Origin of the sequence: Mycobacterium hippophais (assembly GCF_027529605.1) — a bacterium.
In the GTDB taxonomy this organism is placed as follows: Bacteria; Actinomycetota; Actinomycetes; order Mycobacteriales; family Mycobacteriaceae; genus Mycobacterium; species Mycobacterium arseniciresistens.
This window is the reverse complement of record NZ_JAPZPY010000007.1, coordinates 200,216-224,582: the sequence shown is the minus strand read 5'-3', so window position 1 is coordinate 224,582 and position 24,367 is coordinate 200,216. Positions and strand designations below refer to the sequence as shown.

21 protein-coding genes are annotated in these 24,367 nt (G+C 69.8%); 11 read left to right on the top strand and 10 right to left on the bottom strand.

The window, feature by feature from the left end; genetic code table 11:
- Window positions 1-35: 35 nt before the first annotated feature.
- Window positions 36-1,211 carry an acyl-CoA dehydrogenase family protein gene (locus O6P37_RS16970; RefSeq protein ID WP_269895175.1) on the bottom strand — a complete coding sequence of 392 codons (1,176 nt, stop codon included), beginning with the start codon at window positions 1,209-1,211 and terminating at the stop codon, window positions 36-38.
- A gap of 96 nt (window positions 1,212-1,307) precedes the next feature.
- Here O6P37_RS16970 and fabG point away from each other — a divergent pair, with 96 nt between their 5' ends.
- The 6 genes from fabG (at window position 1,308) to O6P37_RS16940 (ending at window position 6,997) form a co-directional block, all read left to right on the top strand.
- The gene (gene fabG, locus O6P37_RS16965) at window positions 1,308-2,048 is read left to right on the top strand and encodes a 3-oxoacyl-ACP reductase FabG (RefSeq protein WP_264012087.1); all 741 of its coding nucleotides are present in this window, start codon (window positions 1,308-1,310) and stop codon (window positions 2,046-2,048) included.
- Window positions 2,048-3,262, top strand: coding sequence for an acetyl-CoA C-acetyltransferase (locus O6P37_RS16960; RefSeq protein ID WP_269895174.1), 1,215 nt, complete (start codon window positions 2,048-2,050; stop codon window positions 3,260-3,262). Before fabG ends, O6P37_RS16960 begins: the two co-directional genes overlap by 1 nt.
- Window positions 3,259-4,452 carry an acyl-CoA dehydrogenase family protein gene (locus O6P37_RS16955; protein ID WP_269895173.1) on the top strand — a complete coding sequence of 398 codons (1,194 nt, stop codon included), beginning with the start codon at window positions 3,259-3,261 and terminating at the stop codon, window positions 4,450-4,452. Before O6P37_RS16960 ends, O6P37_RS16955 begins: the two co-directional genes overlap by 4 nt.
- 3 nt (window positions 4,453-4,455) lie before the next feature.
- A complete protein-coding gene (locus O6P37_RS16950) occupies window positions 4,456-5,124 on the top strand; it encodes a GntR family transcriptional regulator (RefSeq protein WP_269895172.1) in 669 nt (222 codons plus the stop codon).
- 82 nt (window positions 5,125-5,206) lie between these two features.
- Window positions 5,207-6,391 carry a CaiB/BaiF CoA transferase family protein gene (locus tag O6P37_RS16945; RefSeq protein ID WP_269895171.1) on the top strand — a complete coding sequence of 395 codons (1,185 nt, stop codon included), beginning with the start codon at window positions 5,207-5,209 and terminating at the stop codon, window positions 6,389-6,391.
- A gap of 207 nt (window positions 6,392-6,598) precedes the next feature.
- Window positions 6,599-6,997, top strand: coding sequence for a hypothetical protein (locus O6P37_RS16940; protein ID WP_269895170.1), 399 nt, complete (start codon window positions 6,599-6,601; stop codon window positions 6,995-6,997).
- Between the two features lie 27 nt (window positions 6,998-7,024).
- Here the strand turns inward: O6P37_RS16940 and O6P37_RS16935 are convergent, their stop codons facing one another.
- Window positions 7,025-9,655 (bottom strand): ATP-binding protein, encoded by a 2,631-nt coding sequence (locus O6P37_RS16935; RefSeq protein WP_269895169.1) that lies wholly within the window; start codon window positions 9,653-9,655, stop codon window positions 7,025-7,027.
- Between the two features lie 417 nt (window positions 9,656-10,072).
- Between O6P37_RS16935 and O6P37_RS16930 the strand changes: the two genes are divergently transcribed.
- Window positions 10,073-11,026, top strand: coding sequence for an alpha/beta hydrolase (locus O6P37_RS16930; protein ID WP_269895168.1), 954 nt, complete (start codon window positions 10,073-10,075; stop codon window positions 11,024-11,026).
- A gap of 27 nt (window positions 11,027-11,053) precedes the next feature.
- On the opposite strand, the gene O6P37_RS16925 is transcribed toward O6P37_RS16930, so the two are convergent.
- Genes O6P37_RS16925 through O6P37_RS16895 form a run of 7 tightly spaced genes read right to left on the bottom strand, consistent with a single transcriptional unit; the run spans window position 11,054 to window position 19,249 of the window.
- On the bottom strand, window positions 11,054-12,181 hold the full coding sequence (locus tag O6P37_RS16925) for an NDMA-dependent alcohol dehydrogenase (RefSeq protein ID WP_269895167.1): 1,128 nt from the start codon (window positions 12,179-12,181) through the stop codon (window positions 11,054-11,056).
- The gene (locus O6P37_RS16920; protein ID WP_269895166.1) at window positions 12,178-13,737 is read right to left on the bottom strand and encodes a class I adenylate-forming enzyme family protein; all 1,560 of its coding nucleotides are present in this window, start codon (window positions 13,735-13,737) and stop codon (window positions 12,178-12,180) included. Before O6P37_RS16920 ends, O6P37_RS16925 begins: the two co-directional genes overlap by 4 nt.
- Entirely contained in the window at window positions 13,734-15,299 is a 1,566-nt protein-coding gene (locus O6P37_RS16915; protein ID WP_269895165.1) for a class I adenylate-forming enzyme family protein, read from the bottom strand. Before O6P37_RS16915 ends, O6P37_RS16920 begins: the two co-directional genes overlap by 4 nt.
- Window positions 15,289-16,788, bottom strand: a complete 1,500-nt coding sequence (locus O6P37_RS16910; protein ID WP_269895164.1) for a class I adenylate-forming enzyme family protein — start codon at window positions 16,786-16,788, stop codon at window positions 15,289-15,291. Before O6P37_RS16910 ends, O6P37_RS16915 begins: the two co-directional genes overlap by 11 nt.
- A complete protein-coding gene (locus tag O6P37_RS16905) occupies window positions 16,789-17,583 on the bottom strand; it encodes an enoyl-CoA hydratase/isomerase family protein (RefSeq protein ID WP_269895163.1) in 795 nt (264 codons plus the stop codon).
- Window positions 17,580-18,392: an enoyl-CoA hydratase/isomerase family protein gene (locus O6P37_RS16900; protein WP_269895221.1), complete on the bottom strand. Its 813-nt coding sequence runs from the start codon at window positions 18,390-18,392 to the stop codon at window positions 17,580-17,582. Before O6P37_RS16900 ends, O6P37_RS16905 begins: the two co-directional genes overlap by 4 nt.
- Window positions 18,393-18,415: 23 nt before the next feature.
- Complete coding sequence (locus O6P37_RS16895) at window positions 18,416-19,249, bottom strand: enoyl-CoA hydratase-related protein (RefSeq protein ID WP_269895162.1); 834 nt, start codon at window positions 19,247-19,249, stop codon at window positions 18,416-18,418.
- Window positions 19,250-19,351: 102 nt separating this feature from the next.
- On the opposite strand from O6P37_RS16895, the gene O6P37_RS16890 reads away from it, so the two are divergent.
- From O6P37_RS16890 to O6P37_RS16880, 3 genes are all read left to right on the top strand, one after another.
- Window positions 19,352-20,188: a FadR/GntR family transcriptional regulator gene (locus O6P37_RS16890; protein ID WP_269895161.1), complete on the top strand. Its 837-nt coding sequence runs from the start codon at window positions 19,352-19,354 to the stop codon at window positions 20,186-20,188.
- Complete coding sequence (locus tag O6P37_RS16885) at window positions 20,185-21,078, top strand: enoyl-CoA hydratase/isomerase family protein (RefSeq protein ID WP_269895160.1); 894 nt, start codon at window positions 20,185-20,187, stop codon at window positions 21,076-21,078. Before O6P37_RS16890 ends, O6P37_RS16885 begins: the two co-directional genes overlap by 4 nt.
- A gap of 78 nt (window positions 21,079-21,156) precedes the next feature.
- Complete coding sequence (locus O6P37_RS16880; protein ID WP_269895159.1) at window positions 21,157-22,332, top strand: thiolase family protein; 1,176 nt, start codon at window positions 21,157-21,159, stop codon at window positions 22,330-22,332.
- A 19-nt stretch (window positions 22,333-22,351) separates the two neighbouring features.
- On the opposite strand, the gene O6P37_RS16875 is transcribed toward O6P37_RS16880, so the two are convergent.
- On the bottom strand, window positions 22,352-23,146 hold the full coding sequence (locus O6P37_RS16875; protein ID WP_269895158.1) for a TetR/AcrR family transcriptional regulator: 795 nt from the start codon (window positions 23,144-23,146) through the stop codon (window positions 22,352-22,354).
- A gap of 322 nt (window positions 23,147-23,468) precedes the next feature.
- Here O6P37_RS16875 and O6P37_RS16870 point away from each other — a divergent pair, with 322 nt between their 5' ends.
- Window positions 23,469-24,266, top strand: a complete 798-nt coding sequence (locus O6P37_RS16870; RefSeq protein WP_269895157.1) for an SDR family NAD(P)-dependent oxidoreductase — start codon at window positions 23,469-23,471, stop codon at window positions 24,264-24,266.
- The last annotated feature ends 101 nt before the right edge of the window (window positions 24,267-24,367 follow it).

Sequence of the window (24,367 nt, the reverse complement as noted above, 5' to 3'; positions counted from 1 at the left end):
TGTCGTCTTGGTCATGTGGGTCGACAGAAGGTGGCTCAGCTTCGGCGCTGTGCCGCCCGCACCAGCCCGCCGCCGATGATCAACCGCTGGATCTCGCTGGTGCCCTCGTAGAGGCGCAGCAACCGGACATCGCGGTAGATCCGCTCGACGGGCACGTCGCGCATGTAGCCGCTGCCGCCGTGCACCTGCACCGCCAGGTCGGCGACCTTGCCGACCATCTCGGTGCAGAACAGTTTCGCGGTGGACGGGGCGATCCGGCGGTCCTCACCGGTCACCCACATCCTGGCCGCGTCGCGCACCAGCGCACGGCCGGCCATCACGCCCGCCTGCATGTCCGCGAGCATCGCCTGGACGAGCTGGAAGCTGCCGATCGGCGTACCGCCCTGAGTGGCGTTGGCGGCGTAGGCGACCGACTCGTCCAGCGCACGCTGGGCCGCCCCGACCGACAGCGCGGCGATGTGGATCCGTCCGCGGGCGAGTGACGTCATCGCGGCGCGATAGCCGATGTCCTCGGCGCCGCCGATCAGCGCCGAGGCTTCGACCCGGACGTCGTCGAAGTTGACGTCCGCGGTCCAGGCGCCCTCCTGGCCCATCTTCGCGTCCTTGGCGCCGACCGTGACGCCGTCGGCGTCGGCGGGAACCAGGAACACCGCGATGCCAGGCCCGTCGGAATCCGCCGGCCGGGTCCGCGCGAAGGTGACGAAGAGGTCGGCCGTCGGGGCGTTGGTGATGTACTGCTTGCTTCCCGTGATCACCCAGTCGTTATCGTCTTGCGAGCCGTCGCGAACCGCCTTCGTGCGCAGCCCCGCGGGGTTCGAACCGGCGCCGGGTTCGGTGAGCGCGAACGACGCGACCACGGCGCCGGACGCGATGTCCTCGAGCCAGCGGGTCTTCTGTTCATCGGTGCCGAAGCCCACGAGCACCTGTCCGGCGATGCCGTTGTTGGTGCCGAACATCGACCGCAGCGCCAGCGAGGTGTAGCCGAACTCCATCGCCAGTTCCACGTCCTGGGCCAGGTCGAGGCCGAGGCCGCCCCACTCCTGGGGGATCGCGTAGCCGAACAATCCCATCTTCTTGGCCTGCTCACGCAGGTCGTCGGGGACGCGGTCGGCGGCCAGGATCTCCTGCTCGCGCGGCACCACGGCGGTGCGCACGAAGTGCCGGGTCTGGTCGAGGATCTCGCGGAAATCTTCGTCGCCGACTTCACTCATGGAGATTCTCCTTCCGCGGGCCAGTGTTCTCGTGCATCGTATATGAAATATGATCACCCGAACCGGGCGGTCCGGGGTCGAGGAGAGGGGTAGGCAGTGTCGTTGCTCAGTGGTCAGACGGCGGTCGTCACCGGCGGTGCGCAGGGTCTCGGCCTGGCCATCGCCGAGCGATTCGTCGCCGAAGGGGCACGCGTCGTACTCGGCGACCTGAACCTGGAGGCCACACAGGCCGCCGCCGAGCGGCTGGGAGGGGACGACACGGCGGTCGCAGTGCGGTGCGACGTGACCTCGGGCGCCGACGTCGACGCCCTGGTCGCCGCGGCGACCGAGCGGTTCGGCCGGTTCGACATCATGGTGAACAACGCAGGCATCACCCGCGACGCGACCCTGCGCAAGATGACCGAGGACCAGTTCGACCAGGTGATCGCCGTCCACCTGAAGGGCACCTGGAACGGCCTGCGGGCAGCCGCCGCGGTGATGCGCGAGAACAAGCGCGGCGCCATCGTCAACATGTCGTCGATCTCGGGCAAGGTCGGCATGGTCGGGCAGACCAACTACTCGGCGGCCAAGGCGGGCATCGTCGGGATGACCAAGGCCGCCTCCAAGGAGCTCGCCCATCTCGGGGTGCGGGTCAACGCGATCCAGCCGGGACTGATCCGGTCGGCGATGACCGAGGCGATGCCGCAACGCATCTGGGATTCCAAGGTGGCCGAGGTCCCGATGGGCCGGGCCGGCGAGCCCGAGGAGGTCGCCAAGGTGGCCCTGTTCCTTGCCTCCGACCTGTCCTCGTACATGACGGGCACGGTCCTCGAGGTCACCGGGGGACGGCATCTGTGATGCGTGAGGCGGTCATCTGCGAACCCGTGCGCACGCCGATCGGGCGCTACCACGGATCGCTGACGTCGCTCACCGCGGTCGACCTCGGCGTCGCCGCACTTCAGGGACTGCTCGAGCGGACCGGTGTGGCTCCCGACGCGGTCGAGGACGTGATCGTTGGGCACTGCTATCCGAGCATGGAGGCGCCGGCGATCGGGCGGGTGATCTCTCTCGACGCGGGACTGCCGGTGACGGTGCCCGGTATGCAGATCGACCGTCGCTGCGGATCCGGGTTGCAGGCGGTGATCCAGGCGTGCATGCAGGTGGCGGGCGGCCACAACGAACTCGTCGTCGCCGGGGGCGCCGAGTCCATGAGCAACGTGGTGTTCCACTCCACCGACATGCGATGGGGTGGCGCCCGCGGCGGCATCACCGTCCACGATGCGCTCGCGCGCGGCAGGACGACCGCAGGCGGCAGGAACCATCCCGTGCCCGGCGGCATGCTGGAGACCGCCGAGAACCTGCGCCGCCGGTACTCGATACCGCGCGAGGAGCAGGATGAACTGGCCGTGTTGTCCCACCGGCGTGCCGTCGGGGCGCAGACCGACGGGCTGCTGGCCGAGACGATCGTCCCGGTCACGGTGTCGACCCGCAGCGGAACAGAGGTGGTCGACACCGACGAGCACCCCCGCGCCGACACCTCGCTGGAGTCGCTGTCGAAACTCAAGCCGGTGCTCGGCAAGACCGACCCGGAAGCCACTGTGACGGCGGGGAATTCGAGCGGGCAGAACGACGCCGCGGCGATGTGCCTGGTGACCACGGCGGAGCGGGCGGCCGACCTCGGGCTCACGCCGCTGGTCCGGATGGTGTCCTGGGCCGTCGCCGGCGTGCCGCCCGAAGAGATGGGCATCGGCCCGGTCCCCGCCACCGAGGCCGCGCTGGCCAGGGCCGGACTCGGCCTCGCCGACATGGATCTCATCGAACTGAACGAGGCGTTCGCCGCGCAGGCGCTGGCCTGCACCCGCGAGTGGGGATTCTCGTCCGGCGATCTGGAGCGCACCAACGTGCACGGCTCGGGGATCTCGCTCGGCCACCCGGTGGGAGCGACCGGGGGACGGATGCTGGCGACACTGGCGCGCGAACTGGACCGCCGCGGCGGGCGCTACGGCCTGGAGACCATGTGTATCGGCGGCGGCCAGGGGCTGGCGGCGGTGTTCGAGAGGGTGGGCGCATGACCAGACTCGCGCAGACACTGGGGCTCAGCGAGTTCCAGACCGAGATCCTCGCCACTGTGCGGCAGTTCGTGGACAAAGAGGTGATCCCGACCGCACAGGAACTCGAACACGCCGACACCTACCCGCAGGCGATCGTCGACGCCATGCGGGAGATGGGTCTGTTCGGACTGATGATCCCGGAGGAATACGGCGGCCTCGGTGAGTCGCTGCTCACCTACGCGTTGTGCGTGGAGGAGCTGGCGCGCGGGTGGATGAGCGTGTCGGGGGTGATCAACACCCACTTCATCGTGGCGTACATGATCCGTCAGCACGGCACCGACGAGCAGAAGCGCCACTTCCTGCCGCGGATGGCCACCGGCGAGACCCGCGGTGCGTTCTCGATGTCCGAGCCCGAACTCGGCTCCGACGTCGCCGCCATCCGCACCCGTGCCAGGCGCAACGGCGACGGCGGATACACGATCGACGGGCAGAAGATGTGGCTCACCAACGGCGGGAGTTCGACGCTGGTGGCCGCCCTGGTGCGCACCGACGAGGGCGCCGACAAGCCGCACCGCAACCTGACCGCGTTCCTCGTCGAGAAGCCGGCCGGCTTCGGCGAGGTCTCACCGGGGCTGCTGATCCCCGGCAAGCTCGACAAGCTCGGGTACAAGGGAATCGACACCACCGAGATGATCTTCGACGGCTACCAGGCTGCCGCGGACACCGTGCTGGGGGAGGCGCCCGGACAGGGTTTCTTCCAGATGATGGACGGCGTCGAGGTCGGCCGGGTCAACGTGTCGGCCAGGGCGTGCGGTGTGGGTGTGCGGGCCTTCGAGCTGGCCGTCCGGTACGCACAGCAGCGCCAGACGTTCGGCAAGCCCATCGCCGAGCACCAGGCGATCGCCTTCCAGCTGGCCGAGATGGCCACGAAGGTGGAGGCCGCGCATCTGATGATGGTCAACGCCGCCCGGCTCAAGGACTCCGGCGAGCGCAACGACGTCGCGGCGGGGATGGCCAAGTACTTCGCCAGCGAGGTGTGCTCGGAGGTCACCCAGCAGAGTTTCCGGATCCACGGCGGCTACGGCTATTCCAAGGAGTACGAGATCGAACGGCTGATGCGCGATGCGCCGTTCCTGCTCATCGGCGAAGGCACCAGCGAGATCCAGAAGAACATCATCAGCAAGCGCCTGCTGGCCGATTACCGGGTCTGACCGATGACCGTCCCGGATTTCGCTGCGCGGCCTCAACTCTCGGAGGACGTCGCCCGGCTGGTGCGCAGGCGGATCTTCGACGGCAGTTACCCGGCGGGGGAGTACATCCGGCTCGACCAGCTCGCCGTCGAACTCGGCATCAGTGTCACGCCGGTGCGCGAGGCATTGTTCGCGTTGCGCGCCGAGGGCCTGCTCGACCAGCAGCCGCGCCGGGGGTTCGTGGTGCTGCCGGTCACCAGCCGGGACATCGCCGACGTGGCCAACCTGCAGGCCCACGTCGGAGGTGAACTCGCCGCGCGGGCGGCCGGCGCCGTCACCGACGAGCAGGTCCGCGAGCTGGCCGCCATCCAGGAGGCGCTGGAGGCCGCCTACGCCCGCGACGACGACGAGGCCGCGACGCGGCTGAACCACGATTTCCACCGGGCCATCAATGTCGCCGCGGACTCGCCGAAGCTGGCGCAGCTGATGTCGCTGATCACCAGATACGCACCGGAGTCGGTGTTCCCGACGATCGCCGGTTGGCCCGCCCAGTCCACCGACCACCACCGCAGGCTGCTGGCCGCGCTGGCGGCGCACGACGAATCGATGGCGCGCGAGGTGATGTCGGAGCATCTCGCGGCAGGCGCGGAGCCGCTGACCGCCCACCTGCTCACCCGCGGCGTGGTCCGGTGATCCCGCGAGCAGACGCAAAGTCGCACAACGCGGAGCTGTTCCGTGCGAATTCGTGTCTGCTCGCGGTCAAGAGGGGTACGTGATGGGTGTCCTCGACGGCGTGCGGGTGCTCGACTTCGGCCGGTTCATCGCCGCGCCGTGGTGCAGCGCACTGCTGGCCGACATGGGCGCCGACGTCATCCGTATCGAGAAACGCGAAGGCGGCGAGGACCGTTGGGTGCAGGCGGTCACCGAGAGCGGTGAGGGCGGCACCTTCCTGCAGTGCAACCGCAACAAACGCTCGCTGACGCTGGACACCACCACCGACGCCGGCACGCAGATCACCCGCACGCTGGTGGCGGACGCCGACATCGTCGTCGCGAACATGCCCGCGGCGGGCATGCGCGCCAACGGGCTGGACTACGAGACGCTGCGCGCCGTCCGGCCCGACATCATCCTGGCCAGTGGCACCGCCTACGGCGAGGGCGGTCCCTACAGCGACCGCATCGGTTTCGACGGCGCCGGACAGGTGATGTCGGGCGCGGTGTACCGGCAGGGACTGCCCGACATGCCCATCCGGACCGTCGTGCCCTACGCCGACTTCGGCACGGCGCTGACCCTGACCATCGGTGTGATGATGGCGCTGTATCACCGCGAGCGCACGGGGCAGGGCCAACACGTGGAGGGTGCGTTGCTGCCGACCGCGATGATGCTGTCCAATGCGTTCCTGATCGAGCGCGAACTGCTCGGCACCGACAAACCCCGGATGGGGAACCAGGGTGCGTCGGTGGCGCCGTGCGACCTGTACCGCACCGCCGACGACGGCTGGGTGCTGCTGCAGGTGGCCGGGCAGCCGATGTTCAAGCGGTGGTGCCGGCTGATGGGCCGGGAGGACCTGTTCGACGATCCGCGGTTCGCCGACGACGACAAGCGGTGGAAACACGGCGACGTCCTCAACGACCTGATGTCGGCGTGGTGTGCGGACAAGACCAAGACCGAGGTGCTCGCGCTGCTCGAATCCGCGAAACTACCTGCGGCTCCGCTGCACTCGACTCAGGACGTGCTCGATGACCCGCATGTTGAGGCGATGGGTTATCTGCGGCGCGTCCCGTTCCCCGGCGCAGCGCGCGACGTGCCGATCCTCGACACACCGTTCCGGATGTCCGCGACGCCCGGCACGATCCGCCGGCGGGCACCGCTGCTGGGCGAGCACACCGACGAGATCCTCGGTGAGATCGGCTACGGCGCCGCCGACATCGCCGACCTACGGCGTCGACAGATCGTGTGACGGTTTTCCCGGGCCTGGCCGGGGCTCCGAATATGGGGTGATCACCTCATGCGCCGGCTTGCGTCGACCTCGCAGAATACCGACACAACGCGCGCCGGCACTGCCACCCTCTCCGATGGCGGCTTGGTTGGGATCGGTAGCGCTCGCACCACTGTCGACTCGGCGTGGACGAGGCCGACTGCGGCGCACGACGAGAGGGAACTTGCCATGACCACTCACCAGCGAAAGCGGCTCATCGCGGGAGCCCTGATGTCGGCCACCATTGCCGCCGCCGGTCTGGGACTGTCCGCCGGTGTCGCCGGCGCCCAGACCCCTCCGGGCGGCCCCCATCAATGGTGCCCGGGGGATCCACCGGTGGAAACCGGAAACAAGAGGGTCAACCCGGTGCGCTGGGACGAGAGCATCTGCCACGAGTACTGGTTCGTCTACCACGGGCAGGGCAACGTCGCGCAGAACATCTGGGACGGACCGAACCCGCCCGGACCGCCCCCGGGCATGGGGTTCAAGCCCGGGCCGCCCATTCCGCCGGGCTGGTGCTACGGCCTGTTCCTTCCCTCGCCGTGCCCCCCGGGTGTTCAGGGTCCGGTGCCGCACACCGCACCCTAGACGGATACGTCCGCCGTCGAGCCGGGGTCACGGCGACGACGACGCAGGGCGCTGGTGGGCGTAAGCCGCTGCCTGTGTGCGATTTCGGACGCCCAGCTTGGCGAGGATGGCACCGACGTGCCGGTTGGCGGTCTTCGGACTGATGAACAGTTCCGCGGCGATGCCGGCGTCACTGTGTCCGGCGGCGACGAGTTCGAGCACGTCGCGCTCGCGCGGTGTCAGCCCGTACGGGTCGGCAATCGTGGCCTTGCGCCGGGTATCCGAGTCGCGGCCGCGTAGTCGAGCCAGGCGCTGCTGTGCACGACGGGCGGCGGCCCGTGCGCCGAGCCGGCGGAAAGTGTCCAGTGCCGCCTCCACGTCGGCGATGTCGCCGCCGAGTTGGGCCACCGCCGCGTCGTAGGGGCATCCGAGGCGGGTCCACTCGGCGGCGGCTGATGTCCAGTCCCCGCCGACCTCCAGCCGGAAGGGAGTGATGGTGTCGAGTGTCGGTGCATCGTCGAGCAGGCCGCCGGTCAGATGTGCCCAGCGCCGAAGACCGCCGACCAGCCACGGGTCGGCGCGCTCGGTGGCCACGGCCAACCCGGCGAGCGCCGTAGCCCGGGCGGTGTCGTCGTCGCCGGCCAGCCACGCCGCTTCGGCGCGGGCCACCCACACGAGTCCGAGGAGGAAGAGATTGTCAGGGTCGGCGGCGGCGAGGGTCTCGTCGTGCAGGCCGGTGGCGTGTTGTTCCCCGCGCCGTGCCCGCACCAGACCCATGCTCACCAGTGGCAGCACCCGGTGCATCGCCGCCAGAGACGGGCGGGTGAGTACGTCGTCCGCGTAGGCGAGGGCACGGTCCCACTCTCCGCGGTGCAGGGCAGCCAGGGCGGCCGCACCCGTGGCGAACACCTGAAACGCTCCCAGATCGTGAGCCTCGCAGAATGCGGACGTTTCGCCGATGTAGGCGTCGGCGCGCTCGAGCTGTTGGTGCAGCGCGGCGAACCAGCACATCCCCGCCGCGATCGGACCGGCATGTAGTGCCGCCTCGTCGAGAACCTTGGCGCTGCGCCAGGCCTCCTCGAGTTCGTCCCAGCCGGTGCCGTCGCGCAGCACACCGGCTATGGCGACGACACTTCGAGCCCGCACGACGACGGCGCTGTTCCCCAGTTCGGTGCCGACCGCGATGGCGCGCGCCGCGAAATCCGGGCAGCGGGCGTCATACGCGCCTGCGGTCAGGTCGGCCATGTTGCCCAACGACCAGGCAAGCTGTTGACAGGACTCCCCGCCCTCGAGCAGGTGCAGCGACGCCTGGCCGGCTTCGAGGGCCTCGGTCGTGCGCCCGAGCAGCCACAGGATGTAGGACAGATTGCGCAGATCGGCCGCCTCGTCGAGCCGGTCACCGAGCGCGTGGCGCAGCGCGGCAGCAGCTCGGAACGAGCTCACCGCGGCGTCGGGGAGTCCGCTCAGATGACTGCTCAGAGCGTGGTTCTCGAGCCAGATCACCCGCCGCTCATCGGGGACGGCGTCAGCGTGGCGCAGCGTCAAAGCGTAGAGCTTCGCGGCCTCACGATTCGCTCCCAGTGCAGACGCCCGCTCGGCTGCTGCGGGCCCGTGGGTGATGACCGCCTCGTAGTCCTCTGCCTGGTCGGCGTGAAAGGTCAGGGCGCTGAGTACGTCCGGGTCGGTCGGTGGCTCCGCGAGCACCGTCATTGCCTGCCTGTGCAATTCCCGCCGTCGGTAGGCGGGAATCTGCTCGAGGGCGGCCCGTCGTGCGAGTTCGTGGCGAAAGCCGACGGTCTGCGCGTCGGCCACCAGGACACCGGCGTTGAGGCATTCCGGCAGACCGTCCTCCGCCGCGGGGCACACCCGCTGCACCAGAACGGGATCGGCGCGCGGGCCGCAGACCGCAGTCGCATGCGCGGTCTCTCGGCCCACTGTCGTCAACCGCGCCAACCGACCCCACACCGCCTCGGAGACGCTGCGAGGCAACGCCTCAGGCGTCATCGCGCCTGAGCCTGCGGCGAGCACCTCGGTGACGTAGAAGGGATTGCCTGCGGTGAGACGATGCAGCTCCTCGGCGTTGATCCCGCTTCCGGTAGACAGCTCGCCCACTGCTGACACGCTCAACGGTTGCAGCCCGATACGGGTCACCACCGGCGAGGTCGCCACATCTCCGAGCAACATCGCCAGTGGATGCTGGTCGCCGATTTCATCGTCGCGATAGGAGACCACCAGCAGCAGTGGCAGCGAATCGATCCGGCGAACCAGAAAGCGAAGGAGATCAAGCGTTGCGCCATCGGCCCAGTGCACGTCTTCGACGACCCACACCCACGCGGTCTCGTTACCGAACAACCCGAGCAGTCCCGCGTAGACCGCCTCGATGTCACCCGTTTCGATGGCCGCTCGCAGTGCTGTCGCCCGCTCGCCAGAGATGTCGGCGAGCATGTCGATCAGCGGGCCCAACGGCCGCGGCGCTGTCACGGCGTCACACCAGCCGTGCGTCACGCGCAGCGGGCCGCCCAGCCCGGCGACGAATCGTCCGATCGTGGTGGTCTTGCCGATGCCGGCCTCCCCACGGAGCAACAGCAGCCGCCCGCTACCTCGTGCGGTCGCTCGTTGCAGGCGGTCGAGCTCCGCCAACACCGCATCACGCTCGAGTAGTCGGTCCTTCGAGGCCACGTCACTCCCGTCGCGGGGCCACGGCATCCGAGGCCGTGCGGTCACAGGCGAACATGAGGTGAAAGCCCCATGCGCCGCGGCCATTCGGCCGTGCACACTGCTCGACAGCGCACGGGCAGGCCGGCCGCGGGCATCAGCAACCGTCGTCGGGTCAGGATGCGGTCGGAAGCTTAGTTCAGCTAGCTCGCGTGCGCTCGAGAAGTGTCAGAGATGCTGCGGCGCAGCGCGGTCGCGCGGCTCACGATCGGGGCCAATATGCGGTGAACACCTCATGCGGCGGCGCGGATCGATCGTGCACAGTCGACGGCGACCATGACCGGACGTCGACAGCAGAGGGGTGCAGTGCACACCAGATTCGCTCATCAACGCGCAAGGGACGAAGTCGGAGGCGTCAGGAAGAGCCCGTTCAGAAGCGCGATGGCCATGGTGCTGACCTCGGTGCTTTCACTGCTTCTCGCCCCGACCGCCGCCGGTCAGCCGACGCCCGGGGGCGCCCACATCACCGGCGTCGAGCACGTCAACGAGCGCTGGGACAAGGTCTCGGTCTTCTCGCCGTCGATGAACAAGGTGATCGTCAACGACGTGTTCAAGGCGCCCGAGGCGGGTGCGCCGACGTTCTACCTGCTGCCCGGCATCGACGGCGGCGACGACATCGCCGGCGGCGGCATCGCTCCCGGCGGCAAGAGCTGGTTCGGCATGACCGACATCCAGGGCTTCTTCGCCGACCGGAACGTCAACGTCGTCTCTCCCCTCGGCGGTCAGTTCAGTTGGTGGACCAACTGGGTCAGCGACCCGGGCAAGCAGTACCAGACCTACATGACGCGGGAACTGCCGCCGCTGATCAACGCCGAGTACGACACCAACGGCCGTAACGCGGTCGGCGGACTGTCGAGCACCGGCGGCACGGCCCTCGACTACGCCGTGCAGGCGCCGGGGCTGTTCCAGGCGGTGGGGTCCTACAGCGGTCTGCTGAACCCGGCAGACAATGTCCAGCAGGTGTCGCTGACGCTGGGCACCGGCGGCCAGAGCGCCGAGGCGATGTGGGGTCCCCCGGGCGGACCGGAGTGGATCGCCCACGACCCGACGAGGAACGTCGCGAAGCTCAAGGGCACCGCGGTGTATGTCGCGGCCTCGGCCAGCGGCGGCGTCGGCGCGGTCGACCGGCTCCCACCGGGGTTCGGTCCGAACATCACCGGCGGGTTCATCGAACGCGTGGTGTTCGACAGCACCCGGATCTTCGCCGATGCCGCTGCCGCCGCCGGTGTCCCGGTCACCTACATCGTGCGCCCCGAGGGCTCCCACACCTGGGGCCTGTTCGAGTCCGAGATGCAGGAGTCCTGGAACACCACCATCGGGCCGGCACTGACATGACTACTGCCCGCACCGACCGCCCGCGCGTCACCAGTCCGCGTCGGTGAACCGGATGACGCCGCGGATGTTGCGGCCCTCGAGCATGTCGCGGTAGCCCTCGTTGATCTGTTCGAGCGGGTACTCGCGGGTGACCATCCCGTCGAGGTCCAGGCGGCCCGCACGGTAGAGGGCGAGCACCTCCGGGATGTCGTGCTGCGGGTTGGCGCCGCCGAAGATGCTGCCGCGCAGACTCTTCTGCAGCAGGGTGAGGAGTGCGACGTTCATCGTGACGTCGTTCGCCAGGACATCTCCCATCGCGGTGACCACGCAGGTGCCTGCCTTCGCCGTGAGCGCGAGCCACGAGTCGACGTCTGCGCCCTCGGCGCGTCCGACGGTGACGATCACCTTGCGGCACATCACCCCTTCGGTCGCCTCGGCGATGCCGGCGGCCGCGGACGCCAGGTCCGGATAGGTGTGCGTGGCGCCGAAGCGCCGCGCCTGGTCCCGCTTCCACTCCACCGGGTCCACCGCGAAGATCCTGCGCGCACCCGACAGGGCCGTGGCCTGCAGCGCCGCCGTTCCCACGCCACCGACGCCGACGATCGCCACGTCCTCGCCCGGCCGCACCTCGGCGGTGTGGACCGCCGAGCCGTATCCCGTCGTCACGCCGCAGCCGACCAGGCAGGCCACCTCGAACGGGATCGCGGGATCGATCGGAACCACCGAGCTTCGGTGCACCACGACGTAGGGCGCGAAGGTGCCGAGCAGCGACATCGCGGTCACGTCCGTCCCGCCCGCCTGGATGCGGAAGGTGCCGTCGGACACCGACGCCCCCGACAGCAGGCCGGCCCCGAGATCGCACAGGTTGCGCAGTCCGCTCCGGCACGGCGGACACGTGCCGCACGACGGGATGAACGACATCACCACGTGGTCGCCCACCTCCAGATCGTGCACCCCCGGGCCGATTTCGATGACCACGCCGGCGCCCTCGTGCCCGCCGAGGATCGGAAAGCCCGCCGCCGGGATGTCGCCGGTGACGAGGTGGTGATCGGAGTGGCACAGACCGGCGGTCTCCAGCCGGACCTTCACCTCACCCGCACGGGGGTCGCCGATGTCGATCGGCTCGACCGACCACGGCTGGTGGAAGTCCCACAGCAGTGCGCCCTTGGTTCTCATGTGTCCGCCTCACCTTCCAGGAGCGTTCGTAGTCCGCGCACGTCGACCTTGCCCGACGCCAGCCGAGGGACCGCGTCGTCGGAGTCCAACAACACCCACACCGTCGGCACCTTGAAGGCGCTCAATGACTTCCGGAGCGCCGCGGCGAGTCGCCCGACGGTCATCGTTGCGGGGTCGCACACCACGGCGGCCCCGACGCGGTCGTCGAGCACGTTGGTGACCGCCGCGAGCCGCACGCCGTCGACGGCACGCAGGGCCCGTTCGACCTCTGCGGGGTAGACGGTGGCGCCGCTGACCTTGAACATGTCGTCGACGCGGCCGTGGTAGAAGAGAAATCCGGCGTCGTCGAGGTGGCCGAGATCGCCGGTGTCATACCAGCCGTCGGGGGTGAACAGCTCCCCGCGGCTGCGCCGGCACATCCCCCGCATGATGTGCGGCCCGCGGATCTGGATCACGCCCGTTGTCCCGTCCGGTACCACCGCACCGGTCGACGGGTCGGCGATGCGCACCGTCATCCCGTCGAACGGGCGTCCGCAGCTGCCCCACTGCGGACGAGGCATGTCGGTGTCGGCCGGATAGCCGCTGTACGGGCCGAAGGATTCGGTCATGCCGAACAGCCGGGCACGGGCACCCGGCTCGGCGTGGAGCTCCGGCGCCAGCAGCGCCTCCAGGCTGCCCGGCCGCAGCGCCGAGAGGTCCGCCTGTCCCGCCGCCGACGCCCGCGCCAGCGCCTCCGCCTGCTCGGGCCAACCGCGAAAGAGCGTGACGCGCTCGCGCTCCAGCAGCGCCAGCGTCGTTTCGGGGCGCGGGATCTGCTCGGTCACCAGGGTGGCGCCGGCGACCAGCGCCGAGATGACGCCGCTGCCGAATCCGCCCACCCAGAAGAACGGCATCGGCAGGTAGAGCCGGGTGTCGGCGCCGATGCACCTGGCGCTCAGTCCGGACCGCGCGGCGGACAGCGCGTTGCCGTGCGAGTGGATCACCGCCTTCGGCGCGCCGCTGCTGCCGGAGGTGAACAGGATCACCAGCGGGTCGCTCGGCTCGACGGCACCGGCCATGGCCGCCACCATGCTCGTTGCGCGCCCCGTGGCGTCGTTGACCTCGTCGAGTCGGTCGATGGTCCAGATGCTGCGCAGCGCAGGCAGTTCCGTTGATCGCAGAGGGCCGCTCAGGTCGTCCGGCAGGTCGACTTCCGACCGGAGCCCGTCCAGGTAGCGGTGGCCGCGGAACTCCTCGACCGTGAGGAGGAACCGAACGGCTGCGGTGCGCAGCTGGGCGAGGAGTTCGGGCGCGCTCAGCAGCGTGCTCAACGGTACGAGGACCGCTCCGATCCGGGTGAGTGCCGTCGCGACGGCCACCCACCGGGCACTGTTGGGCATGATCAGCCCGACCCGGGTGCCCTTGGTGACACCGGCCAGAATCAACCTCGTCGCGAGTTCGGCTGTCTCAGAATCGAGATCGGCGTAGGTCAGGCGGGTGGTCGGGTCGATCACCGCGGGCCGGTCCGGGCATCCGGCTGCGTGGCCGCGCAGCACGTGGTCGATCGTCTGTGTCATCGGAAGAATTCCGCAAGGCCGCCGACGTCGACCTTTCCGCTCGGCAGCAGCGGCACCTCGCCGCGGGGCAGCACCACGACCCGGCGCGGGATCTTGTAGCTGGACAGTTCGGCGGTCAGGCGGCGCGCGAGGCCGGCCTCGTCGACCTCGACACCGGGGTCCGGGGTGAGCACGGCGGCGACGAGCTGGCCGCGGTCGGCATCGGGGATGCCGATCACGTGCGCGGGCACACCGGTGACTCTGGCGATGGCCCGCTCGACCTCGGCGGGAGCGACGTTGGCGCCCGCGGTCTTGATCATCGCCCCGAGCCGGCCGAGGTAGTACACGAATCCGTCGGCGTCGGTGCGCACCAGGTCGCCGGTGCGGAACCATCCGTCGGCTTCGAAACTGTCCTCCCGGCTGCGGCGGTGGTAGTGCTGCATCAGGTAGGGCCCGCGGATCCACAGCTCGCCGGATTCGCCGGTCCCGACGGCCGCGGCGGTGCCGGGATCGACCACCTGGATGTCGAATCCGGGCGCCGGCCTGCCGAACGAACCGCGGCGGTGTTCCGGTTGGTCGGTGTCGTCGTCGCTGAGCAGCACCACGCCGCCGGCCTCGGTCATCCCGAGCATGTTGTGGCGCAGTTCGGGGTCGGTGGGCCGCACCTCGGGCGCCATGATCGGGTAGAGGTTGCCCCGGCGCAGCCCCGACAGGTTGCGGCCGGCGAAGCTCGGATGCCGCGCCAGGTGGGCGATTCCGGCGGCGAAACCGTTGGTCAGCGTGGGTGATTCGCGTTCGATGAGGTCGAGGGTGACGCCGGCGTCCTCGGCGTTGGAGCACACCAGGGTGGCGCCTGCGGCCACCGTGGCCAGCAGGGCAAAGGCGAAGCCGCCGATCCAGAAGAACGGCGAGTTGCAGAACAGCGTGTCGTCGGCGGTGTAGCGGCGGACCGCGTTGAGGTTGTGCTGGTGGCCGAGCAGCGCGGCATGGGTGTGCACGGCGCCCTTGGGGGCGCCGGTCGACCCCGAGGTGTACACAATCGCCAGCGGATCGCTTCCGTCGACGTCGTCCTCCATCGCCGCGAGCAGCGTGTGGTCCACCGGACCGACGGTCGTGTCCGGCGACTGCGGGCCGAAGACCGCGTGCCGCAGGTTGGGCACCGCGGGATCGAACAGATCCGTTGTCCGGCCTGCGGTTTCGCCTGTCAACACCGCGGCGAGCCGTTCGCGGTAGTCGTGGGACCGGTATGCCGTTGCGGACAGCAGGATCGAGACGTCGCTGTGACGCAGTTGGTCGCCGAGTTCGCGGGCCGTGACGAAGGTGGAGAACGGCACCACCGTCGCGCCGATGCGGGCGGCGGCCAGCGCGGCGACGACGAAGCCGGGGCCGTTCGGATACAGCACGCCGACGTGTGTGCCCTTGCCGGCGCCGAGCCCGATGAGGCCGCGGCTCAGCCGGGCCGACCGGTCAGCGGCCTCGGCGTAGGTCAGCCGGTCGTCGTCGCAGACCAGCAGCGGGTGTGTCCCGCGCAGCCGTGCCTGTCGGCGCAGCAGCGCGGGGACCGTCTGCGGGTCAACCGGCATCGTCGCGCTCGGTGCCGGCGGGGGAGCCGAAGAACCGGCGGACGGCGGCGAGGTCGGCCTTGCCCGACGGTGTGCGCGGGATCGCGTCCACCACCACGATCTCGGTGGGAATCTCGTAACGCGCCAGCCTGTCCGACAGATACCGCGTGAGAGCGGCGGTGTCGGTGCTGCGCCGATCGCGCAGCTCGACCATCGCGACCGGGGTCTCGCCGAGCCGGTCGTCGGGCCTGCCGACCACGGTCGCGCCTGCGACGTCGGGATGGCGCTCCAGCGCGGTGCGCACGTCGTCGGGCATGACCTTGAAGCCGCCGCGGATGATCGCCTGGTCGGCCCGTCCGACTATCCACAGGAACCCGTCGGCGTCGATGCGGGCGAGGTCTGTGGTGCGGACCCAGCCGGCTTCGGGACGGAGCTGTGCCGGTCTGACCTCGAGGACCCCGGGATCGCCGGGCGGCAGCGGGGTGCCGTCGTCACCGACGACACGCAGCTGCGCACCCGGGTTCGCGCGGCCGACGCTGCCGCGCTTGGCGGCCCAGAATCGCCGGTGGTCGGCCAGGGTCCAGCCGGCGACGCCGCCACCGAACTCGGTGGCGGCGTAGGACGTCAGCACTGGGACACCGAATCGCTCGGTGAAGGCGTCGGCGTCGTCGGCCGACAGCGGCGCGGTGCCCGAGGTGACCACCTGCAGGCTGCTGAGGTCGTCGCGGTGCAGATCGGAATGCAGCACCATGCGCAGCGCGGCGGGCACCAGCGAGGCGGCCCTGGGCCGGTGGCGCCGCACGGCGTCGGCCCAGCGGTCCAGGTCGAAGCGCTCGAGCAGCACGAACGGGCGGGCCTCGGCGATACACGACAACACCCGGAAGACGCCGCCGATGTGCACCAGAGGGGAGTTGACGATCGCGACGCCGCTGCGCGGTGCGGTGGGCGCATCCGCCGTCTCGAAGTCCGCGCCGATCACGCTGTGCGCCAGCATGTCGTAGCCGAGGTCGACGCGCTTCGGCGGGCCGGTGGTGCCGCTGGTGAGCATCCGCACCGCGACGCCCGGCCGGGTTTCGCAGGTGGCGCCGGCCTTCTCCGCCGCGGTGACCCTCGGCGCGGTGTCCATGCCGGACAGCCCGACGAGCGTGGTGTGCGGCGAGGGCGCCACCAGTGCCGACAGGTCGTCCGGTTCCCCGATCACGACGGGCAGGGAGAGCGCGGCGATGTCGGAGCGGGTGCGTTCGTCGCCGCGGGACGGGTTGATCACCACGACGGTCGCCTCGCGCATCAGGACGCCGAGCAGCGCGGCGACATGCGCGGGGCGGTTGCGCAACAGCACTCCGACCTGTGCGGGGCGCTGCGCGGTGTGTTTGCAGACGAGGGTTCCGATGCCGCGGGCGAGGTCGCGCAGGTGTCCCCGGCTGACCCACTGCCGGTCGAACTCCACGGCGCCGGACTCGGCCTGCAGGCCGAGTACGTCGTCGATCCGTCTGCTGAGCGGGTGCGGCATCTAGCGCACTCGGGGCGGACGGGCGGGTACGGTGCCGCGGGCGGCCAGTTCGGCGGTGCCGAGCGGATTTCCGAGGCGGGTGTAGATCAGGCCCTGCTCCATCGCCGCCCGGTAGGGCCGGTCGAGTGATTCCCAGATGGCCTTGACGGTGCCCTGGGTCGCCGACGGCGGCTTGGCGGCGATGGTGGCGGCGATGTCGTGTGCGCGCGACCAGAGGTCGGCGGTGTCGACCACCTCGGTCACGAGTCCGATCCGCAGGGCGGTCTGCGCGCCGACCCGTTCGTCGTTGCCCATCAGCGCGATGCGAAGCGTCTCGCCGAGGCCCACCTTGCGCATCAGGCCGATTGGCTCGAGTGCGCATACCAGGCCCGCGGTGACGTGCGAGTCGAAGAACGTGGCCTCGGTCGAGCAGATCACCACGTCGGCCTCGTTGACGAAGTAGAAGGCGCCTGCGGTGCACATTCCCTGCACCGCGCAGATCACCGGCTTCCACATCTTCTGCCACTTGGGGCTGAGCAGTTCGCCGGGATCTTCGTGGTTCCACACGTTGTCGGGTTGGCCGTAGGAGCTCTTGATGTCGAGGCCGGCGGAGAACGCACGCTCGCCTGCGGCGCGCAGCACGACCGCGTGCACCGAGTCGTCGAGCTTGACCGTCCGCCAGGCGCGCGCCATCTCCTCGCACATCGTGCGATCGAAGGCGTTGAGCCGCTCCGGCCGGTTCAGCGTGATGGTGGCGACGTGGTCGCCCGCATCGACGTCGAGCAGGATCGTCTCGAAGTGCGGCGACCCCGTCATCGGCACTGCCAATTCGGTTTCCGCTTCTCCGTGAACGCCTTCGGTCCCTCGGCGGCGTCCTCGGTGCGCACCACGCGTTCACGGAAGGTCTCGGCGAGGATCTCCGCCTCGTGCAGCGGCAGATCGAGCGTCTTGTGGATCGCCAACCTGGTGCCGCGCACCGCCAGCGGCGCGTTGGAGTTCACGATGTCGGCGATCTCGTGTGCGCGTTCGAGTAGCTGGTCGTGCTCGACGACCTCGCTGATCATGCCGAGTTCGTAGGCGCGCTGGGCACTCATCCGCTCATGCTTGCCCATCAGCGCGGTGCGCAGTGCGATGTTCCGCGGCAGCACCCGGGCCAGCCGCACCATCTCGCGCCCGGCGACCAGGCCGATGCTGACGTGGGGGTCGAAGAAGGTGGCCTGGTCGGAGGCGATCACGATGTCGCCGGTGGTGACCCAGTCGAGTCCTGCGCCGCAACACAATCCGTTGATGGCGGCGAGCACCGGTTTGGCCATGGTGCGAAACGGCGGCGTGCCCTCCTGCGGCGCCTCCCACTGGTCGTAGGTGGACAGATAGGGCCGCTCGTAGATCACCCGGCCGTCCTCCGGGATCTCGGTGACGTCGGCGCCGGTGCAGAAACCCCGGCCGGTGCCCGTGACGATGAGCAACCACACCTCGTCGTCGTTCTCCGCCTCCTGGTATGCCGAGCGGAGTTCGGCGATCATGTGCGGGCTCAACGCGTTGAGGGCCTGGGGGCGGTCGAGGGTGATGGTCGCCGTGTGTCCGTCGACCTCGTATCTGATGTCGTCGTAGGACCTGCCGGACATGGGTGTCCCTTCCTGGGTGATGGTCATCGGCCGCGGAACTCCGGGTCACGGCGCTCTCGGAACGCCGCCAGCCCCTCCTTGAAGTCGGTTGTGCGGCATGAGAGTTCGAGGTGGTGGAGTTCCCGGGTCATGGCCTCGGCGAGTCCGGTGGATCCGGCGGCGCCCAGTGCCTGCTTGGCCAGCCCGATCGCCACCGTCGGCCCGGCCGTGAGCCTGGCCAGGAGGTCCGCGACGGCGTCGTCCAGACCCGCCGGCGGAACGGCCTGGTGGATCATGCCCCACTGCGCCGCGTCGGCACCGTCGACCTTCTCGCCGAGCAGCAGCATGCGCCTGGCCCTGGCCAGTCCGACCAGGCGGGGGAGCAGCCAGGTGGCACCGGAGTCGGGGGAGAACCCGCGGATGACGAAGGGTTCCCAGAACGTGGCGTCCTCGGCGGCGACGGTGAAATCGGCCGCCAGTGCCAGATTGCAACCGAGGCCGACGGCCCACCCCCGCACGCCGCACACGACCGGCAGATGGATGCCGTGCAGGAGTTCGACCACCCGGTTCGCGGTGTGCGGGATCCGCCGGACCAGGTCGCCGGTGCGGGGTCGCGTCGAGGACTCGTTCGTCGCGACCCAGTCCGCGCCCGTGCAGAAGTCCGCGCCCGCTCCGGTGAGGTGTATCGCGCGCAGGGCGTCGTCGGTCGCCGCGCGGGTCAGGGTGTCGACCAGGGTGTCGACCATCGTGTGGCTGAGCGAATTCCGCCGGGACGGCCGCTCGATGGTGATGCGCAGGACGGCGCCGGAGTGTTCCACGCGGACGGTGCCCTCGGCCGGGGTGCCACCTTCTGGACTCACCGCGCCCCGCCTCTCCATAACGTTACGGTTAGCCCTACAGTAGCCAATACAATTACTATCTTGTACAAGTTAGCAAGGAAAGCGCTTCGACGGAACCGACGACGGACGGGATGTGGGCAGGTGGTCGTGCCGCGCATACGCCAGCCGCGGGTGGCCGAGATCGTGGCGTCCCGGCTGCGCGACGACATCCTGTCCGGACGGCTGCGGGAGGGCGACGTGCTGCCGAGCCAGGAGCAACTCTTCGGCGAGTTCGGGGTGAGCCCACCCGCGCTGCGCGAGGCGATCCACATGCTGGAGGCCGACGGCCTGATCTCGGTGCGCCGGGGCAACGTCGGCGGCGCGGTGGTGCATCTGCCGTCCGCCGAGCGGACCGCGCACATGATCAGCATGGTGCTGCAGTCACGGGCCGCGACGCCCGCCGACGTCAGCGGCGCGCTCACGCATCTCGAGCCGATCTGTGCCGGGATGTGCGCCACCCGTGACGACCGGCTGACCGAGGTGGTGCCCTACCTGCAGGCCGAGATCGACAGGCAGAGTGCGCAGTTCGAGGACGTGTCGCGCTACGTGCCTAACGCGCGGCGGTTTCACGAAGCCCTCGTCGCGCGGTGCGGCAACGAGCCGATGATCCTGCTGATCGGATCGCTCGAACTCATCTGGTCGGCGCACGAGTCGGCGGTGTGGAGCGACGACGGTGAAGGACCGGTGGCGCGGCGGACCATGCGCGCGGCGCTGCGCGATCACCAGCGGCTGCTCGACGCCATCGTCGACGGCGATGCCGTGCGGGCGGAGCGCCTCGCAGGCAATCACCTGGCCGCCGCCCGGCGGAACACGCTGGAGTACGGCAGGGACAGGACCATCGAGGCGAGATTGATCGCCGACGAGCACTTCGGGCTCTACGCCGGCGGCGAGGGTCGCCATCGACCGGCCACACCCCAACGAGAGGAGTCCGGTCGATGACGACTTCGGATGCAGGAGACGACCGGGTGCTGTTCGAGGCCGACCCGGAGAAGCGGATCGCCACCATCACGCTGAACAATCCCGCGCAGCGGAACTCCTACGACGCGACGATGCGCGACGCGCTCGCCCGCTGCCTGGACCGGGTGGCCGAGGACGACGACCTCACGGTCGTGCTGCTGCGCGGAGCGGAGGGAGTCTTCTCCACCGGCGCGGACATGAACAACGCCTACGGGTGGTACGGCGCGAGCCCACCGGCGGACGAGCGCGCCACACGCAGGCCGAGTCAGCGCCGGCGGCTGACCGTCGACCGCAAATCGTTCGGCTTCTACCACAACCTGATGGGCTTTCCGAAGGTCACCGTCGGTGAGGTCAGCGGGTACGCGCTCGGCGGCGGGTTCGAGATGGCGTTGATGACCGACATCTCGGTGATCGCCCGCGACACCAGGATCGGGATGCCCGCCACCCGCTTCCTCGGACCGGCGCTGGGCAGCCTGCACATGTTCTTCCACCGCCTCGGACCGGTGCTGGCCCGCCGGATGTTGCTGACCGGCGACATCATCGAGGCGGGTGCGATCGAGCACCTCGGCGTGTTCACCGAGACCTGCGCGGCGACCGCCGTCACCGCGCGGGCACGGTACTGGGCGGAGAAGGCGGCCAAGATGCCCGCCGACGGCGTGGTCATCGCCAAGGAGGCGTTCCGGCTGGTCGAGCAGAGCCAGGTCTACCAGGGCGAGGAGGTGGCGAGCTACCTCTTCCACGCCTACGGCACGAATCTGCAGTTTGCGCCCGGCGAGTTCAACTTCGTCAAGACCCGTGCCGAGCACGGCACGAAGGAGGCGTTCCGGCTGCGTGACGAGCACTTCCACGTCCCGGAACCGGATACGGACTAGAACGGCCCCCGTTACACCTGATACCTTTTGTGTCAAGTATCGCCGCTGCGGCGGCCCGACACACCGAGGTTCGACACCATGGGCACACCCGTCATCGTCGGCGCGACCCGCACGGCCATCGGCCGATCGTTCAAGGGCACGCTGGTCAACACGCCGCCCGAGACCCTCATCACCACGGTGCTGCCCGAGGTGGTGCGGCGATCCGGCGTGGATCCGGCGGCGTTCGACGACATCATCTTCGCCGAATCGCACTACGGCGGAGGCGATCTCGCCCGGTATGCCGCCACGGCCACCGGGATGGAGCAGGTGCCGGGCCAGTCGGTGAACCGGCACTGCGCGGGCAGCCTCACCGCGATCGGCAACGCATCGGCCCAGATCGGATCCGGCATGGAGCGGGCGCTGGTCGCCGGCGGCGTGCAGTCGCTGTCGATGACACCGCTGACCAACTGGCGCATCCCCGGTCCCGAGCTGAAGTTCGAGGAGCGGTGGATGCCGCCGACGCACGTCGAGACCCCCGACGCGCCGGCCAAGGACATGTCGATCACGGTCGGCTGGAACACCGCACAGGCGGTCGGCATCACCCGCGAGGAGATGGATGCGTGGGCCGCGCGGTCTCACCAACGGGCCATCGCCGCGATGGACGCCGGGAAGTTCCTCGACGAGATCGTCTCGCTGAAGGTCACCCAGGCCGACGGCTCGTTCGTCGACTTCCACGTCGACGAGCACCCGCGCCGTGACACCACCGTCGAGAAACTCGCCGGGCTCAAGGTGCTGCACCCGGAGATCGAGGGCTTCTCGATCACCGCGGGCAACAGCAGTGGCACCAACGACGCGGCCGCCGCGGTGGCCCTGGTCGACGCGGACTACGCCGCCGCGGAGAATCTCGCCGTGCTGGCGACGGTGCGGGCATGGGCCTCTGCGGGCGTCGCGCCGCGCGACACCGGCCTCGGCGCCGTGAAGGTGATCGGAAAGGTGTTGCAGCGGGCCGGATTGTCGCCGGGCGACGTGGCGCTGTGGGAGATCAACGAGGCGTTCGCGTCGGTGCCGATCGCGGCATGCCGCGAGTACGGACTGGACGAGGAGAGGGTGAACTTCTCCGGAAGCGGTTGCAGCCTCGGCCATCCCATCGCCGCGTCGGGCGCGCGCATGGTCACCACCCTCATCTACGAGCTGCAACGGCGCGGCGGCGGGATCGGCGTGGCGGCGATGTGCGCGGGCGGCGGTCAGGGCGGCGCGGTCGTCGTCGAGGTCTGAGGCGGCGCCGGGCCGTCGCTCAGGCGCGCCGCGTCGGCGCCTTGCGGCGCGGTGTCGCCGCCTTGGCGGTGGACTTGGCCGCTTTGCGCGCGGGCCGGCGGCCCTCCTCGATCAGGCGGCCGGCGTTGTCGAGGATGCAGTTCAGCCCGTACTCGAAGTTGGTCTCGTCGGCCACACCGATCCGGTGGCCCTTGGCCGTCAGCTCGGCGATCAGCGGAGTGGTCTCCGGGTCGATGGCCGACGGTTCGTCGAAGCTGCCGCTGCCCTCGTGCAGCTCGCGGGTCTTCTGCGAGAGCCGCTCGAGCACCACCGATCCCCGGACGTGCACCGACACCGCCGAGTAGGTGTCGAACGCGTCCTGCGCGGACAGCCCGACCTCGACGAGTTCGGCGATGGCCTTCTCCATCTGCTGAACGCCGAGCCTGCGCACCTTGGGACTCAGCGCGCCGCGGATCAGCACGAGGTCGCAGAGGATGGGACTGGCCAGAAACGTCTTGCGCATGTTGTGGGCGTGGTTGTGCAGCGACTCACGCCAGTTGGTCGCCTCGACATAGGGCGACTCGAACACGATCTGGCGCAGCGCGCGATCGGTCATCGCGTTGAGCAGGTCGTCCTTCTTGCGGAAGTACCAGTAGATGCTCGTGACACCGACACCCAGATGCTTGCCGAGCAGCGGCATGCTCAGGTTGTCGATCGACACCTGTTCGGCGAGTTCGAAAGCACCGCTGATGATGTCCTCGGGATTGATCGAACCCCGTTCACGTCGCTGACGCTTCTCGGCCGTCGCCTGCTTTGCCACGAGGGGCACCTCCATCACACATCGATGCTGCGCATGCAGCCCTCGGCACCGGGTCGGTCGACGTGAATCTACCCGTCCCCACCGCCTGAGCTGCGAGTACGCCTGCGTGTCGCCGTCCAACCGTAACCGTCGACCTTACCGGTCGCCTTCCCGTCGCGCGCCGGCCCGTTGCGGCGCGGCCGGTGCGTGCCTCCCGGGCGGCGCGGGTGAACGTGTTCCAATCTCGCTACCGTAAGCGCTCTAGTAAGGTTTTTGACACAGTGACCGGCGCGTGCGCCGGGACCGGCCGCCGCGACCGGGTCGCGGGCGGCGCAGCGACTGGAGGCGGTGAGCGGCGGTGGATCTCGGCTTCGCCGATGCGACGGCGGTGGTGGTCGGTGGCGGCAGCGGGATGGGCCTGGCAACCGCCCGGTGCATGGCCGCCGACGGGGCGAGAGTCGCGGTGGTGGGCCGCACGGCCGCCGCACTCGACCGCGCCGTGGCGCAGCTGACAGAACTGGGCAGCCCCGATGCGGTCGCCCTCGCCGGCGACGTCTGCGACACCGACGCCGTCGGCCGCATCTTCGAGGCGGTGGCGCAGCGCTGGGGCGGCGGCCTCAACGTGCTGATCAACGCGGTCGGGCCGACCGTGCGGGGCACGTTCGAGGAGTTGACCGACGCGCAGTGGCGGGAGGCCGTAGACCAGGGCGCGATGGGCATGGTGCATTGCGTCCGGGCGGCGCTGCCGTTGTTGCGCCGCGCCGAGTGGGCCAGGATCGTCAACTTCTCCGCGCACTCGACGCAACGGCAGACCGTCATCCTGCCCGCCTACACCGCCGCCAAGGCGATGGTGACGAGCATTTCGAAGAATCTGTCCCTGCTGCTGGCCAGGGACGAGATCATGGTCAACGTGGTCTCGCCGGGCAGCATCGCGACCGAGGCGCTGCGCGGCTGGGCGTCGACGGTCGGTGTCGACGGTGACGACCCGTATGCCCTGATGTCCGCGATCGACGAGCACTTCGGTCACCCCGCGCACCTGCCGCGTGCGGGGCTGCCGGACGAAGTCGGGCCGGTGGCAGCGTTTCTGGCGTCGCGTCGCAACTCCTACATGACCGGGGCGAACGTCAACGTCGACGGCGGCAGCGACTTCACCTAGACGGATCCGATCGACGAGGGAGGTCGACGTGGCACGAGTTGTCCTGGCGGTTCGCACGCGGCTCCGACAGGTCGGTCGGCGGGCCGGCAGCGGGCCGCCGC